The sequence below is a fragment of the Thermostichus sp. MS-CIW-26 genome (genome assembly GCF_054059115.1).
Map to the genome: position 1 here is coordinate 80,333 of NZ_JBSSBV010000003.1, position 14,597 is coordinate 94,929.

General features: G+C 59.5%; 16 protein-coding genes. 5 read left to right on the plus strand and 11 right to left on the minus strand.

The window, feature by feature from the left end; all coding sequences use genetic code 11:
• Together ACVWZU_RS02090 and ACVWZU_RS02095 are read right to left on the minus strand one after the other, a co-directional pair.
• Complete coding sequence (locus ACVWZU_RS02090; protein WP_414407448.1) at positions 1-858, minus strand: methyltransferase domain-containing protein; 858 nt, start codon at positions 856-858, stop codon at positions 1-3.
• 122 nt (positions 859-980) lie between these two features.
• A complete protein-coding gene (locus tag ACVWZU_RS02095; RefSeq protein ID WP_457443087.1) occupies positions 981-1,628 on the minus strand; it encodes a CDP-alcohol phosphatidyltransferase family protein in 648 nt (215 codons plus the stop codon).
• Positions 1,629-2,060: 432 nt separating this feature from the next.
• Here ACVWZU_RS02095 and ACVWZU_RS02100 point away from each other — a divergent pair, with 432 nt between their 5' ends.
• Complete coding sequence (locus tag ACVWZU_RS02100) at positions 2,061-3,044, plus strand: ABC transporter ATP-binding protein (protein WP_414344385.1); 984 nt, start codon at positions 2,061-2,063, stop codon at positions 3,042-3,044.
• A gap of 74 nt (positions 3,045-3,118) precedes the next feature.
• Here the strand turns inward: ACVWZU_RS02100 and ACVWZU_RS02105 are convergent, their stop codons facing one another.
• The 3 genes from ACVWZU_RS02105 to ACVWZU_RS02115 form a co-directional block, all read right to left on the minus strand.
• Complete coding sequence (locus tag ACVWZU_RS02105; protein WP_457443089.1) at positions 3,119-4,234, minus strand: glycosyltransferase family 4 protein; 1,116 nt, start codon at positions 4,232-4,234, stop codon at positions 3,119-3,121.
• 139 nt (positions 4,235-4,373) lie between these two features.
• On the minus strand, positions 4,374-4,514 hold the full coding sequence (locus tag ACVWZU_RS02110) for a hypothetical protein (RefSeq protein WP_414383973.1): 141 nt from the start codon (positions 4,512-4,514) through the stop codon (positions 4,374-4,376).
• A 131-nt stretch (positions 4,515-4,645) separates the two neighbouring features.
• Positions 4,646-5,377, minus strand: a complete 732-nt coding sequence (locus ACVWZU_RS02115; protein ID WP_457393304.1) for a M50 family metallopeptidase — start codon at positions 5,375-5,377, stop codon at positions 4,646-4,648.
• Between the two features lie 159 nt (positions 5,378-5,536).
• Between ACVWZU_RS02115 and ACVWZU_RS02120 the strand changes: the two genes are divergently transcribed.
• Entirely contained in the window at positions 5,537-6,169 is a 633-nt protein-coding gene (locus ACVWZU_RS02120; RefSeq protein WP_414328936.1) for a class I SAM-dependent methyltransferase, read from the plus strand.
• 22 nt (positions 6,170-6,191) lie between these two features.
• Here the strand turns inward: ACVWZU_RS02120 and ACVWZU_RS02125 are convergent, their stop codons facing one another.
• The 4 genes from ACVWZU_RS02125 to ACVWZU_RS02140 form a co-directional block, all read right to left on the minus strand.
• Positions 6,192-7,019, minus strand: a complete 828-nt coding sequence (locus ACVWZU_RS02125; RefSeq protein WP_414409283.1) for a thiazole synthase — start codon at positions 7,017-7,019, stop codon at positions 6,192-6,194.
• 32 nt (positions 7,020-7,051) lie between these two features.
• On the minus strand, positions 7,052-7,249 hold the full coding sequence (gene thiS, locus ACVWZU_RS02130; RefSeq protein ID WP_414328933.1) for a sulfur carrier protein ThiS: 198 nt from the start codon (positions 7,247-7,249) through the stop codon (positions 7,052-7,054).
• A complete protein-coding gene (locus tag ACVWZU_RS02135) occupies positions 7,237-8,499 on the minus strand; it encodes an FAD-dependent oxidoreductase (RefSeq protein WP_457443091.1) in 1,263 nt (420 codons plus the stop codon). Before ACVWZU_RS02135 ends, thiS begins: the two co-directional genes overlap by 13 nt.
• Before the next feature lie 416 nt (positions 8,500-8,915).
• Complete coding sequence (locus ACVWZU_RS02140; protein WP_414523011.1) at positions 8,916-9,992, minus strand: ABC transporter substrate-binding protein; 1,077 nt, start codon at positions 9,990-9,992, stop codon at positions 8,916-8,918.
• A gap of 571 nt (positions 9,993-10,563) precedes the next feature.
• Here ACVWZU_RS02140 and upp point away from each other — a divergent pair.
• The 3 genes from upp (at position 10,564) to ACVWZU_RS02155 (ending at position 13,102) form a co-directional block, all read left to right on the plus strand.
• Positions 10,564-11,253 carry a uracil phosphoribosyltransferase gene (gene upp / locus ACVWZU_RS02145; RefSeq protein WP_011433955.1) on the plus strand — a complete coding sequence of 230 codons (690 nt, stop codon included), beginning with the start codon at positions 10,564-10,566 and terminating at the stop codon, positions 11,251-11,253.
• A gap of 270 nt (positions 11,254-11,523) precedes the next feature.
• On the plus strand, positions 11,524-12,408 hold the full coding sequence (locus tag ACVWZU_RS02150; RefSeq protein ID WP_457443093.1) for a hypothetical protein: 885 nt from the start codon (positions 11,524-11,526) through the stop codon (positions 12,406-12,408).
• Positions 12,395-13,102 carry a tetratricopeptide repeat protein gene (locus ACVWZU_RS02155; RefSeq protein WP_414383967.1) on the plus strand — a complete coding sequence of 236 codons (708 nt, stop codon included), beginning with the start codon at positions 12,395-12,397 and terminating at the stop codon, positions 13,100-13,102. Before ACVWZU_RS02150 ends, ACVWZU_RS02155 begins: the two co-directional genes overlap by 14 nt.
• 81 nt (positions 13,103-13,183) lie before the next feature.
• Here ACVWZU_RS02155 and ACVWZU_RS02160 read toward each other — a convergent pair whose 3' ends face one another.
• Together ACVWZU_RS02160 and ACVWZU_RS02165 are read right to left on the minus strand one after the other, a co-directional pair.
• Positions 13,184-13,330, minus strand: a complete 147-nt coding sequence (locus tag ACVWZU_RS02160) for a hypothetical protein (protein ID WP_414422186.1) — start codon at positions 13,328-13,330, stop codon at positions 13,184-13,186.
• 72 nt (positions 13,331-13,402) lie between these two features.
• Positions 13,403-14,524, minus strand: coding sequence for an LptF/LptG family permease (locus ACVWZU_RS02165; protein ID WP_457443095.1), 1,122 nt, complete (start codon positions 14,522-14,524; stop codon positions 13,403-13,405).
• Between the last annotated feature and the right edge of the window lie 73 nt (positions 14,525-14,597).

A 14,597-nucleotide genomic window follows, 5' to 3' on the forward strand; every position in this document is an offset into this window, starting at 1 on the left:
CTACCTTGGCTGATCCCCAGGTTTGAACCCAGTCAAGAGGCCAAAGCGGAGCAAGCCGGTGGCATAAGCCTGACGCATCAGGCCCAGCCCCAGCGCCCCGCGAACGGTAACCCAGCCGCTGCGCAGCAAAGCCCAGATCCAGCGCCAGTCGCGGGCAGAAGCGATCACCTCATCCCAGAAAGGGGCCACTCGCTCCGACCAGTCGGCGCTGCGCACCTGCTCAAAGCCCACCTGTTGGGCCAGAGCCTCGTAGCTGGAGAGGCTGATCACATAGGGCAGGCAGTACACCTCGTAGATTTTCTGCAAAAGCTGTTGATCCTGCTGGCTCAGGGATCCCTCGCGGTGGCACCAGGTTACCACCATCACCTGCCCGCCCGGTTGCAAGACCCGCCAGCCCTCGGCCAGAAACTGCCGCTTATCCGGCATGTGCTCGCCGCTTTCCAGAGACCACACCAGATCAAAGGTGTTGTCTGCAAAGGGCATCTCCAGGGCATCGGCCACCTGAAATCGCACCTTGTTGCTCAGGCCGGCCTCTTGGGCGCGCTCCGTAGCCCGCTTGGCTTGGACGGGGCTGAGGGTAATGCCCGTAACCTGTGCCCCAAAGCGCCGGGCTAACTCCAAGCTGCTTCCCCCAATGCCACAGCCAAGATCGAGAATGTGCTGGGGAGGGCAGGGATCCCCGATCTGGCCCCACTGGATAACCCTGTCGATCAAGTCAATCTGAGCTTGGCGGCGATCCTTGCCGGTTTGGCCCGGCTCGTAATAGCCATGGTGCATGTGCTCCCCCCACACCCGCTCCCAGAGGCCGGAGGAGGCATCGTAGAAGTGGCGAATGCGTTGGTTGAGGGTGGAGGTCATGGCAACAGATCTCCATGGCTTTTTTATTTTGGATCCTCTCGCCCGGTGAAATCTGATGGGGAACCCTTGTAACCCAACTCGCGCCAGCCGGACGGAGCCATAGTAACAGACCCTTTCCGAACTCACCTTGGAGCAGAAAGCGATCCCAGCGCCCAAACCAACCGCTGCACAGCACTCAAGAGCACCAGAATCGCCATCAGCCCAAACAAGCCCACCATGTACTCCGGGAAAAGGAAAAACAAGCCGTAGAAAAAGATGGTTTCGCTGCCCTCGATAAGCCCCGACGGCATACTTAAGCTGGTCAGTTCATCCAGGGATCCCGCCCCGACAGTGCCATCCGTCCTTGTTGCTCCGCAACGCTGTCGCGAACGCCGTTTTTCCAACAGCCCTGCCAAATACATCCAGGAGCAAAGGTTGATGTAAAAGCTGGCCAGCATCAGAGCCAGAGAAGCATAGCCCAGCAGGGATCCCTGGTGAAAGGCCAGCCCCAGGGGAACGACTGCGTAGACCACCACGTCCAGCAGCATATCCAGGTAGCCCCCCAGATCGCTCTGCCGTCCCTGCAGACGAGCCAACGTGCCGTCCAGCCCATCCATAAACCGGTTCAGCAACCACAGGCCCAGCCCCCACCCGTAGGCCCCGTAAGCTGCCGCTGTCCCAGAGGCCAGGCCCACAGCAAACCCCGACAGGGTAATGGCTAGGGGATGCACCTGTTGGAGAGGGGTTTGCAGCACTGGAGCCAACAGCCGCTCCTTCCACTGCCTAAGCACCTTATCCAGCAAGAAACACTCCTTTCTTATTGCTCTGCAACGCTGTTGCCGATGATCACCACCGGCTGGGATCCCACAAAACCTCTGGATTCAATTTTCTTGCTCCGCACCGCCAACGCGATGGAAATCATCATCCCAGAATCATCCCAGATGATGAGAATGCTACTGAAGGGAGGTCAGAGCAAAGTGCTGTGCCTACGGCAAAGGAACCGCACCGCTGTTGCGAATGAAGCGGATACCTACGCGGAGTATGTTTGCTCTGGCCCCTTTCCTCTACCGGAAGTGCTGCGGCAAGCCTAGGCTGGGACAAAGCCTGTGGGTAAACTAAAGGTTAGGCTGGGTAGCCTATCGCCTGGCGGACTGTGTGCTCCTTAACTCGGTGTTCGCGGCACCTTTTTCTCCCTCAACTCCAACATACCTACGAGCGAGTCCATGAGCGAGACCCCCACTTCCCCAGCAGAAGCGTTCGCGGCACCAGAGCCGGTCATTGCCATCACCGGCCTGACCAAAACCTATCGCACAGGATTTTGGCTGAACAAGGTGGTCAGCCCCCTCAAAGATTTTTCTCTGACTGTGGCCCGCGGAGAAACCTTTGGGCTGCTGGGGCCCAACGGGGCCGGGAAAACCACCACCATCAAATGCCTACTGGGCATTGTGGAGCCCACCCGCGGCAGCGGCACTTTGCTGGGCAAACCCCTGGGGGATCGCTCCATCAAGCAACAGGTGGGATATTTGCCGGAGAACCCCTATTTTTACGATTACTTGACGGCATGGGAGTTTCTCCAGTTTGCCGGCAAGGTGTTTGGTCTGCCCAATAGCCTGTTGAAGGAGCGGATCCCGCAACTGCTGGAGCTGGTGGGGCTTTCTATAGATACGGCCCGCAAAAAACAACTGCGCACCTACTCCAAGGGCATGCTGCAGCGCACTGGCATGGCCCAAGCGCTGATCAACGACCCAGAGCTGGTGTTTCTGGATGAACCGATGTCGGGACTGGATCCGATGGGCCGCTATCAAATGCGCGAGATCATTCTGTCCCTCAAGCAGCAGGGCAAAACGGTGTTTTTCAACAGCCATATCCTGGCGGATGTGGAAGTTATCTGCAACCGAGTCGGCCTGATCATCGGCGGCAAATTGGTGCATCAGGGAACTTTGGATGACTTGCTGGGAGAGAGCAAAAGCTATCGGGTACAGGGGCACGGTGGCGCCGTCGAACAGTTCCGCGACCGCCTAGAGCACTTCTCGATTCAGGGATCCCATTGGTCGGGGGAATGGAGTGGATCCCTACCGGAGTTGCTGAGCCTTTTGAACCAAGCGGGGGCACTGGTCACCGACTTGCATTGGCAACGGCAATCCCTAGAAGAATTCTTTGTGGAGCAAGTGCGGGCCATTGAGGGGGATCATCCGGTCTCTGCGTAGACTAGCCGCTGGCGTTGGAGAGAGCAAGGCGGAGTCCTCATGTGCCCCGAGCCTTTCCCACTAGGGAACCACTGCTAGCCGGCGGCAATGACGGATCGGTAGTAGTTCTCCAACTGTTGGGTGGCTGCCGACCAACTCCAGCGTTCTGCCTCTTGGCGGGCTTGCTGTCGGAAGAGCTGCCGCTGCCCGACGCTGCTCAGGAGTTGCTGGGTAACCTGGACAAAGTCGCTATCCGAATTGGGATCGAACAGAAAGCCATTGCGCCCACTGTCCACCACATCGGTAATGCCACCGCAGCGGGGGGCGATCACCGGACAACCGGCAGCCATGGCTTCCAACAGAACCAGCCCCAAGGTCTCGGTGCGGGAGGGGAACACGAACAAATCCGCCGAAGCAAAGGCCGCTGCCAGAGACTCCCCCTGCAGATAGCCCGTAAACACCACATCGTAGCCGGCAAAATGTTGCTCCAGGGATCCCCGCTCTGGCCCATCCCCCACAATAGCCAAGCGGGCTTGGGGGATCTGCTCCAACAAGACCCGGATCCGCCCCACTTCCTTCTCAGCCGAAAGCCGCCCCACATAGAGCAAAAGAGGCCGTTCCGGTTGCCCTGCGGTGAGCCGAGCCCGCATCTCTGGACTGGCAGCCTGGGGATGAAACAACTCCGTATCCACTCCCCGCTGCCACAGCTGCACCCGCTCAATGCCGTGGGCGCTCAGCTCCTGCATCATGGCCGTTGAGGTGCAAAGATTGACCCGCGCCAAATTGTGCCCCAGCTTCAGGAGATTCCACAAAACCCCTTCCAGAAAGCCCAGCCCATAATGCTGCAGATACTTCGGCAGATGGGTATGGTAGGACGCCACCAGTGGGATCCCCATCGTCTGGCTGTAGTAGAGGCCCCCCAATCCCAAAACCGCCGGGTTCACCACGTGGATCACATCCGGTCGGAAACGGCTGAGCAACTTGCCGATGGCCGGGCCGGGGGCAGCCAGCTTCAACTCTGGATACAGAGGCAGCGGCATCCCCGGGATCCCGTAGACCCGTGCCCGTGCAAACCGCCGGGGGGCTCCCCGGGGCGCGACGATGAGCACCGAGTTGCCTCGAGCGGTTAGGTGACGCACCGTGTGGCAGAGGCGGGTAACGATGCCATCCACCTTGGGCAGAAACGTCTCCGTAAACAGGGCTATGCGCATCAGGGATCCCAAGCCTACTGTTATTGCTCCGCAACGCTGCTGCGACCGCGCCACTCGGACGGAGTCCTCAAAGACTCTAGAATGAGTGTTGCACAAAACGACAACGCCGCTACGACTTCCGTCAGCAGACTCAAGTACCTCATTCCACCGGAAAAGAATGGGGCGTTGGCTCAGGTTCGGTGAAAGTCTGCACCTGGCCTTGGCCAAGCGTATCTGCGGCGGTTTTGCTGATCAACAGTAAGGTCGCCGCCAGGGCCAGCCCAATAACATCCCGCCACATGCTCCACTCCTCAGCTCCTCACTCCTCTTGCCCATTACTGTAGCGGCGGTTTTCTCGACTTGGCAGTGATGGAGGACGGATTTTTGCGTGACACAAATCACTGCCAAAATTGCGGCTTTGCCCCCCGCCGGTTAGTCTCGGAACGTCAGTTGCAAGCTGGTTATCAGCAGCACCAAAGAAGATACCGCCATCACCCCTCCCCAAAACCAGTAGGGCAAGAACAAGTTTTGGGCAATTTGGCTGGAATCGGAGTGGATCACCTGCCCATTGATCACGGCAGAGGCCGTAAACAAGTAGTCGAGCTGGTGGTAGGTGCTCACACAGGCCTGCACCCCCAAAAATTGTGCAGCGAAGCCCCGCAGCCAGGGGGAGGCCCAGCGAGCTACCGCCAGGATCCCCAAACCCATACCCAAGAGGAACAGGAGGCCAAAGGGAGAGCGAACCCAGAGCAGCGTCGATAGCAACAGCAGGGATCCCAGAAGTACCAGCCCCAACCGAGTTGTGCTGTGGCGGCGGGAGGCAAGGATGAACAGGGCCCCAGCCAGCGGCGGCCCCATCGGCCCAGCAGCGGCCACCAAAGCTTGCCCCACCCGTCCTAAAAACAGCTCGCCACTGTGAATGGCCAGCCCCGAGCCGTCGGGATAGATCTCCAGACGATGAAACTCCCCCCCCAACAGCACTGCCATCAGACCATGGCCCATCTCGTGAAACCAGGTGGCCAACAAGGTAAAGGGGTAGAGGATGTAGTTACCCCAGGGAAACCGCCAGAGCAAGACCGTCAGACCTGCAGCAACCACCAGCCAAACCAAGCTGTGCCGGTTAGGTCTTCCAGAAGGGGGAGAAGGCAGCTCAAACTGAGTCATCATCAGCAGGTGGATGGAGAAAAGGCCTAAGATGGCCCATCGCCCCAGACGACTGCCGGCGGGAAAAAGTTCCACATAGGCCAAGAAAATAGCCAGGCCAACTCCCCTGCTGGGAGAGGGGCTAGGTAGGCTGAAAGAGCCCCTGAGGGATCCCTGTCTGTGGCCACCTTCCTGCGCGACTGGAGCTACCGCTTTCCCTGGCTTTACCGCAGCATCAGCCGCGGGGCTGCTCTGGCGGTGGGGGGATACGAGCGGCTGCGGAAATTGCCCCTACAAGGGATCCAGATTCATCCCCAGGAGCGGGTGTTGGATCTCTGCTGTGGCCCAGCTGAAGTAACCCCACTGTTGGCGGAGCTGAGCCAGCAGGTGGTGGGCCTGGATGCTTCCCCCAAAGCTCTAGCGGCAGCCCGCAAACGCCTTCCCCAGGTGGAGTTTGTGGAGGCCTTTGCCCAAGATATGCCCTTTCCCAATGCCAGCTTTGATTGGGTGCATACCAGCTTGGCTCTGCACGAATTGTCCTTCGCCGACTTGGAGCAGGTGCTGCGGGAAGTGTGGCGGGTGCTCAAGCCGGGGGGAGGACTCTTGATTCTGGATCTGCACGCGCCTCGACAACCCTTGATCTGGCCTGGGCTGGCCCTCTTTTTGGCCCTGTTTGAAACCGAGACCGCCTGGGAGCTACTCAAGCTGGACTTGCCCGAGCATTTGCAGCAGCAGGGTTGGCAATCCATCCGGCAGACCCTCCACGCTGGGGGAGCTCTGCAGGTTATCCAGGCGCGAAAGCCTGCCGCCTGAGCTGCACCCCTGAGAGCGGCAGTCAGCCCTGGTGCCAAAAGGGAGTGCCGAGGACAGGCGTACTGGGCTGAGCTGTTTCCTGAGGGATCATGGCCCCGGCCAGGTAGGCTCGGCGGCCTGAGCGCACCGCTTCTGCAAAGGCCTCGGCCATGGCCACCGGATCCCGGGCCAAGGCCACTGCCGTGTTTAGCAGCACCCCGTCGAAGCCCCACTCCATCACCTGGCAGGCATGGGAGGGCAGGCCCAAGCCGGCATCCACGATCAGCGGCGCCTCGATCCGCTCCCGCAGCAGGCGCAAGTTGTAGGGGTTGAGAGGGCCTTTGCCGGTGCCGATGGGGGCCGCCCAGGGCATCACCACCTCACAGCCAGCATCCAAAAGCCGCTGGCAGAGCACCAGGTCGTCGGTGCTATAGGGCAGCACCTTAAAGCCGCGCCGGACCAGCTCAGCAGCAGCAGTGGGCAGTTGCACGGGATCCGGCTGCAGCGTGTAGTCATCCCCGATCAACTCCAGCTTGATCCAGTCGGTGCCGAACACCTCCCGCGCCATCTCCGCCGTCGTGATCACCTCCTGCAGGCTGTGACAACCGGCGGTGTTGGGCAGAACCGGGATCCCCATCTTCTGCAACAGGGCCCAAAACCTCTGGGAAGTTTCTGGCCCCAGTGCCCCTTGCCGCCGCAGAGAAACCGTCAACAAACAGGGCTGCGCGCGCGCCACCGCCTGCTCCAAAATGGCTGGCGAAGGGTAGCGAGCCGTACCCAACATCAGGCGGCTGGGCAACGGTTGGCCGTAGAGAACCAAAGGATCCTCATCGGCCAGAGTTGAGGGAGAGCAATGGAGAAGGGTGGACATGGCTGAGGCAGATAGAAAAGCGGACTTGAGCGCTAGCCGCCGGCAACCGGAGTGACGATCTCCACCTGGTCGCCTTCTTGCAGACGGGTTTGCTCATGCTGCGCACGTGGCACAAACTTCAGATTAACCGCTACCGCGAAAGGGCCGCTGGCCCCCACCTGAGCCACTGCCTCGGCCAAAGTGGTGCCTTCCGGCAAATCGTAAGGCTTTTGGTTGATCAAGACACGCATGGCGACAGGGACTCACCGGAAAGAGGGGCAGCCTGCACCTGAAAGGGGATCCCAAGCTGCTGGGCCAAGCGACAACTGCCCTGGTGAAGATACTCCAAGACAGCATCGTGGATGGCCGGGGAGATCAGAAAGCCATGGCGATAGAGGCCGTTGATCTGCAACAGGCGAGGTGAGCGCTCCACCACGGCTGGCAAATGGTCTGCCAAGGTGGGACGACATTGGCTGCCTAATTCCAGGATACGCGCTTCGGCAAAGGCAGGATGTACGGCGTAGGCGGCGCTGAGCAACTCCAAAGCCGAGCGAACGCTCACCGGCGAGCGATCCTCAGATTCGATTTCAGTGGCCCCCACCACAAACACCTGACCCGGCTTGGGAGCGATGTAGATCGGGTAGCGAGGGTGCAACAGCCGGGTTGGGCGCCGCAAAGAGACTTCTGGGGCATACAGGCGCACCACCTCACCCCGAACTCCGCGCAGCAGTTTTTGCCCGCCCCATTCTTTTTGGGATCCCAGGCCGCGGCAATCCAAAACCCAGCCTCCGGTTTGTTGCTGCCAGGCTTGGGCCTGCTTCAGATCCCAGGGGCAACCCCACTCCACCTCCACCTCGTGCTGCCGCAGCTTGGCCAGCAGAGCCGACAACAGTTGGCGGTTGTCCAGTTGGCCCTCTTGGGGAAGATACAGGCCCTGCGCAAATCGCCCGGCTACCGATGGCTCCAGCTCGGCAATAGCCTGGGCATCCAGCGGCTGAGGGCGGGGGAGATGCGGGAGGTGTTCCCCCACAGCGGCCAGCAGGGACGAGAAACGTCTGGCTTCCCCGGCATCTTGGCGGTGCCAGAGGATCAGAGTGCCTTCTTGCTGAAAGAAAACCGGCTCTGGCAGGCTGGCCAGAAGGGCGGGCCAGCGGGAGAGGGCATAGTACCCCTGGGCCACCACACTGGCTTCGGCGATGGCGGACTCGGCCAAAGGAGCTAGCATAGCAGCGGCAAAATGGGCAGCACTGCTCTCAGGAGCAGTGGCCGCCTCCACAATGCGGACAGGATGCCCAACCTCGACAAGGCTGGCGGCCAACAGACGCCCCATCAGCCCAGCCCCGAGGACAAGGATGGGATCCCGCTGCGCTGCCCAAGGCCAAGTGATCCCTGCCGCGTCAGCGGCGGGGAATGAGCCCGTCAGACTGGCTGGCGGGTCTGGCGGAGAAGAGGAGGGTGAAAGGGTCAAAGTGCCCTGCGCTGCTGACACAATGGATTCCATACTGGATCCCATGATAGGCTTTCCAGCTCGGCGATGAATCTGCTCCCACCTGTGCCTGCATTTGTTGATGGAGTGCTGGGCCAAGCTTCGCTGGAACGCCTTTTCACTTGGAGCTTTTTGTTTGATCTCGCTGTTGGTCTCCGGGATCCGTCTGGGGGTGCCGGTGTTGCTGGCGGTGTTGGGGGAGGTGATCACGCAGTGTTCTGGCATTCTCAATTAAACCGGAATGAAACATTTCCCTCTAGCCCCCTTCTCCCTCTGAGAGAAGGAATGGGGGTGAGGGCAGTGGCGCGGAGCGTTTAGGGGGTGTCTCAATCTAGTTTGAAATGACTATAGTTCCCCTCTCCCTTGGTGGAAGAGGGGCTGGGGGCGAGGGGGGATCCCTTGGGCTGAGAAGCGCCAAGGGTGGAAGTCCGTCAGGCAGTGTAGTAGGCAGTGCCTTTATTGACGAAGCCCAGTGTGTAGGCAGCCCGGTAGTTGATGGTTGGCTCAAATACGCCGGCCACCGTCATGCTGTCGAAGAAGTCTTGCCAGCGTTTGTCGGTCATGGCGCCAATGCCTTTTTCCAACGCATCGCCGGACAAGATGATGCCGTACTCCTGCAATTTCTCGAAGCTGTAGGCCAACTGGGCATCGGTCATCTCCGGGTTGTCCTGCTTGATCAAGCGATAGGCCGGACGGGGATCCTCCAAGAAGCTGTACCAGCCTTTGATAGAGGCATCCACGAATCGCTCCACCAAGTCGGGCTTGGTTTCCACCAGTTGGCGACGGGTTTCGATGGTGGTGGCGTAGGGTTTGTAGCCCAAATCCGCCAGGAGGAAGACCACCGGCTCAAATCCCCCTTCCCGTTGGATGGCAAAAGGCTCGGATGTCAGATAGCCTTGCTGAGCTGAGCTGGGATCCGCCAAAAAGGGGCCGGGGTTGAAGTTGTAGGGACGAACCTGATCGTCGGTGAAGCCAAAGCGGGCCTTTAGGTAGGGCCAGTAGGTGGCAAGCCCCCCTTTCGAGACGAAAATGGGCCGGCCCTTGAGCTCTTCAAAGCGCTGGGTGCCGGGGTGGGTCATGATGATCTGCGGGTCTTTCTGGAAAATGGCTGCCACACACACCAAAGGGATCCCTTCTCGCACGGCATTGATCACCCCTGTGCTTCCTCCCATGGCAAATTCGGCAGCTCCACCGGCCAAAACTTGGGTGATGTTGATGCCGGGGCCACCCATCTTGATGGTTACATCCAGGCCATGCTCGCGGTAGATGCCGGTCGCCACCGCCTGATAGAAGCCGCCGTGTTCCGCCTGAGCATACCAGTTGGTAGCGTAGGAAACGCGATCCAGGCCGGATCCCTGAGCCACGATCAGGGTGGGAGAGGGTTTGCGCTGAGCTTGGGCGCCCCCTGCCGCCAGTAGACCGCCCCCAAGGGCTGCGGCCCCCACTTTGAGAAGCTGACGGCGGCTCAGAGCCTTGGTGTTCGAGTCAGAGGGTTGAGACGAAGCCATAATCCATTCTCCCTAAGCTAATCCTTGCAAGGTGTGAGGGGGCCAAAGATGCAGGTACAGCCTATTGAGGGGCTACGGATACGGTTGTAAACCTACTTGTTCTAAACCTCATCGGAGTCAAGCCTCAGAAACACGATGTTTTGTATCCCTTAAGTTTTGTATCCCTTAATTTGTGAACAGGCTGTAACTTGCGACACCCCATTAAGCCAGAAACCCTTGGACAGAGCGGTATCTCCGGCTACCGGTACTTGCAGACGAGATCCGCCGGCATTGGGTTCCATCGGCGGGAGGCCAAGCTGCCCTGGGGCCAGCACCTCAGTTCGCAAATGGCAAGAGGAACAAAACCCGAAACCAGCCTTGCCCTGGTCTATCCCAAACCTGTAGCCACCGAACATGACCGGCGCTCGAAGTAGCCTGCAGATCTCATTCTGCCGCAATCTTGCTGGGTCAAAGAGCCCCACCCCTTGAGCATTTGCCGGAGCTGTTGGCAATTTATCCCCGGTCGGGATGGAGTTGCGGCCAATTGGAGAGCTTGCTTTCTAGAGCTTGCTTTCTGCTAAGGCAACCCGCTATGCTACCGCCCAGATTGAGGCATTCTCCCGTGGCAAGTCAGCAGCTTCGTGTCTATGTCCCCCCTCACCCGCTCATTAAGCACTGGCTAACCGTGGCTCGGGATGCGGAGACGCCCATGCCCCTGTTTCGCACGGCCATGTCGGAGCTGGGCCGCTGGCTAACCTATGAGGCGATGCGGGAGTGGATCCCCACCCAAACCGTTCAGGTGCAAACCCCTTTGGAACCCGTTGCCGCAGAGGTCATCGCGCCGGATACCCTGCTGGGCATTGTGCCTGTATTGCGGGCTGGCTTGGCGATGCTGGAAGGCTGTCAGGCCCTTTTGCCCCAGGCGCGGATCTTTCACATTGGCATGGTGCGGGATGAGGAAACGCTGCAGGCCAGTTGCTACCTCAATCGCCTTCCAGAGCGGATCCCTGAACAGATGCGCATTCTCATTCCCGAGCCGATGTTGGCCACCGGGGGCACGCTGCTCTGGGTTTTGGATGAGCTAAAAAAACGGGGGGCGGATCCCAGCTTGGTTAGAATTGTCAGCGCATTGGCAGCGCCCCCAGGGTTACAGCGGTTGGGATCCCACTACCCGATGGTGCAAATCTTCTGCGCCATGATTGACGAGCGGCTGAACGATCGAGGATTTATCTTGCCCGGGCTGGGGGATGCAGGGGATCGTGCCTTTGGCACAGAAAACTAGCCACTGACCCACTCAATCTGTCTGTCTTCTCTGCTGCTGGTTTTTGAGCCAAGATCTTCGGCGACACACGCATTCTGTAGTGCTCAATCGAGCTTTTACCACTTCTGGCGCACGGATTGCCCATTCACCCAGATGCTTTGAGGGAGAGCATTTGGGGCTAACCCCCCTCAGGTTGGTCAAGCTATTGGATCATAGGTACTGTAGGACGCTTCAGCCGGTCGTGCTGCTTGAAATTTTGACGGGGCCAGCGCCTTTCCCTTTCCTGCGCCTATGCGACTTGTCCTTACCAGTTTGGATGGCAGCTTGCTGGATCTAGAGTTCAACAGCTATGGTGCTGCCCGACAAGCCTTGGCTGCCCTAGAGCGCCGCTCCATTCCCTTGGTGCTCTACAGCCTGCGCACCCGCGCTCAACTGGAACATGTGCGGCGGCAGTTGCGCCTGGAGCATCCGTTCATCTGTGAGGATGGCTCTGCCGTTTACGTTCCCGAGCATTACTTCCCGGCGGGCATCCTAGACGAGCAGTGGCAACACCGACCGCCCTACTACGTGTATGCTTTGGGTCTGCCCTATTCTCGCCTGCGCAGCATCCTGCAACAGGTGCGTCAAGAGTCCCACTTGGATTTGATCGGGTTTGGGGATTGGACTGCCTCTGAGCTGGCCGCTGCCACTGGGATCCCTTTGGAAGAGGCAGAGCGGGCGCAGCAGCGAGAGTACAGTGAGATTTTCAGCTATTCCGGGGATCCCGAAACCCTACGGGAAGCTTTTGCCCAACAAGAGGCCAACCTCACCCAACATCTGCTGCGGGTGCGTCAGCTCCACTTCTCCAGCCTGCCGCAATGGTATCTGACCGGATGGATACGGCCAACGATGGCCGCAGAACCCAATTGGTTACCGGGGGAGCAGGCGGTGCAGCGGCTGCTGGATTGCTATCAACGGCATTTGGGCCCTATCAAGGCTTTGGGCATTGGTTGTTCCCCGCCCGATGTGGCCTTTTTGCGGTGGACGGAGCAAAAAGTGGTGCTTCCCAGCCCAATTGCGGATAGCCTCTGGAGTGAGGCCCTGCCCCAATGGCAATTGGCTCAGCTCCCCGGCCCAGAGGGGTGGAATGAAGTGGTGTTGATGTGGTTGGAGGAAACAGATCATGGTGATGAATAGGCAGCAGATTGGTCGTCAGGCTGTACCCTTAGGCCTGAAAACGGTGGGGTGCCTGCTGAGCTTGGCGGTGGCCATGCCTGCCCACGCGCAACCGCCCATGACCCTACTGACAGGGGAGCCGACGGTCGCCCAACTGAAGGAAGACGGAGCCCGCTACCTGCAGATGGGCTTTCATACCTTGGCCATCAACGCCTACCGGAGCGCGATTGAACTGGAAGAAAAAACCTTGGTGCTGCCCAGCGAACGGGATCCCGATGTGCCTTTTAACCTCGGCTTGATCTATGCCCGTCAAGGCAAGCTGGCGGAGGCCCGCGCCGCCTTTCAGCGCTCGGTGGAGGTGGATCCCAGTGGCTTTAAGGCTCGCTATCAACTGGCCTTGGTGGATCTCAAGCTGGGGAACCTGGTCGCAGCCAAAGAGCAGCTCACCCTCTTGGCCCATGCCGCCAGCAACCATCCCGAAACCCACAGCCATATTCAAGCTCTGCTGGCCACTCTGGAGTCTGTTCCCTTGCCCGGCCAACAAGGGGAGAACCCGGCTCGCCCTCCAGCCGTTGAGTCAGAAGCCGCCAAGCTCTTGCTCGAACCTCAGAAAACAGAAACAGCCGCCCTGCCAACTGCGACTGAAAAGAAAGGGCCAGAGGAAGAGAAACCCCTCTCGCTTCTGCAGCGGCTCCGCCAACAGGAGCGGGACTAGTTCTCTCTCGGCCCAGACTGACAACCCATGAAGGCATGTAGCTGGATGCCAGGGATCCCGTCACCGGGCCTTGGGCTAGGCTCACCCCTTTTGGGGATCCGACTGAGAATCCTCGGGCTGGGGCCCTTTGGTGGTGAACACCGTGGTGAACATCATCAGCATGCCTCCCCCCAAGATCAGCAGGGCTAATCCGCCAAACATCCAATTCATCCAAGCTTGAACTTCCATGGGGGAGCTCTCCAGAATACGAGAATCCATTGGGCAGTTTTATCCTACATCTGGAGAAACGGTGCCCAGCAGCTACTGATTGGCTCGGTAAAGCAACCCCAGCCCTACGGCGGCACAGATCAAGTTGGGCAACCAAGCCGCCATTGCTGGCCCCAGCGTCCCAATTTGTCCCAGCGCCTGGGTGATGAACAGCAGCACATAGAAGGCAAAGATAATCAGCACACTGATGCCCAACCCCAAAGAGGAACCGGTGCGCTGCGGGCGCAGCCCCAAAGGCACCCCAATCAGGGTAAACGCCAGACACGCGAAAGGAATGGCATACTTTTGGTTGAGGCTGACCTGCAGACGGCGCACCCGTTGCAGATCTCCAGAACTGGCGATCACCTCGATGTAATGCTTCAGCTCCCGAATGTTCATTTCCTCAGGGCTGCGAATCTCCTGAGCCAGCTCCAGCGGCGCGCGAGGCAGACGCAACTCCTGCCGGCTGAAGGTGGCAATGTTGCTGTAGGTGCCATCCGGAGAAACGATGTAGTTGGTGCCATCCTCAAACACCCAAAGATTCTCTTGGGGATCCCAGCGCCCCCGCTGGGCCAGCAGAATTTGGTTGAGCGCCTCGTTGGAAAAATCTAGGACGATAATGCCGCGCATTTGCTTCCCATCGAAGCTGCGGGCGTAGAACTGACGGGTTAGCCCTTGTCGCCGGGAAAAGGTGCCGTCCGGCTCAGGCATGAGGATCTCGCCAAATTCTTGGTAGAGGATATTCTCCCGCCGGAAGTCCGGATCCCGATTTAAAGCTCGATTCAAAGTCGTGGCCGCTTGGCGATTGCTCACCGGCACCACCAGCTCATTGAACAGAAACGTTAACGTCGTCACCAGCAAGCTGAGGACGAGGGCAGGCACCATGAGGCGGTAAAGGCTCACCCCGCATCCGCGCAAGGCTGTGATCTCGTTGTCGGCAGACAAGCGCCCATAGGCCAGCAACATCGCCAGCAACATGGACATCGGGAACGTCAAAACGATGATCCCCGGCGCCCGCAACACAAACACCTGTAACGCCGCCGAAAGCGACAGACCCGCTTCCACCACCAGGCGCACCAGCTCAAACAGGGATCCCACCGCCATCACCAAGGTTGTGAAAGCTCCCACCCCAAAGAGAAACGGCAGCAGCATCTCCGAGAGGACATAGCGATCCATCAGGCCCACCGCGCAAACGAGGGAGAGCCTGTGGTCAGGCCGCTCGCGGGAACGGGCAGGAGGGAGAGAATGA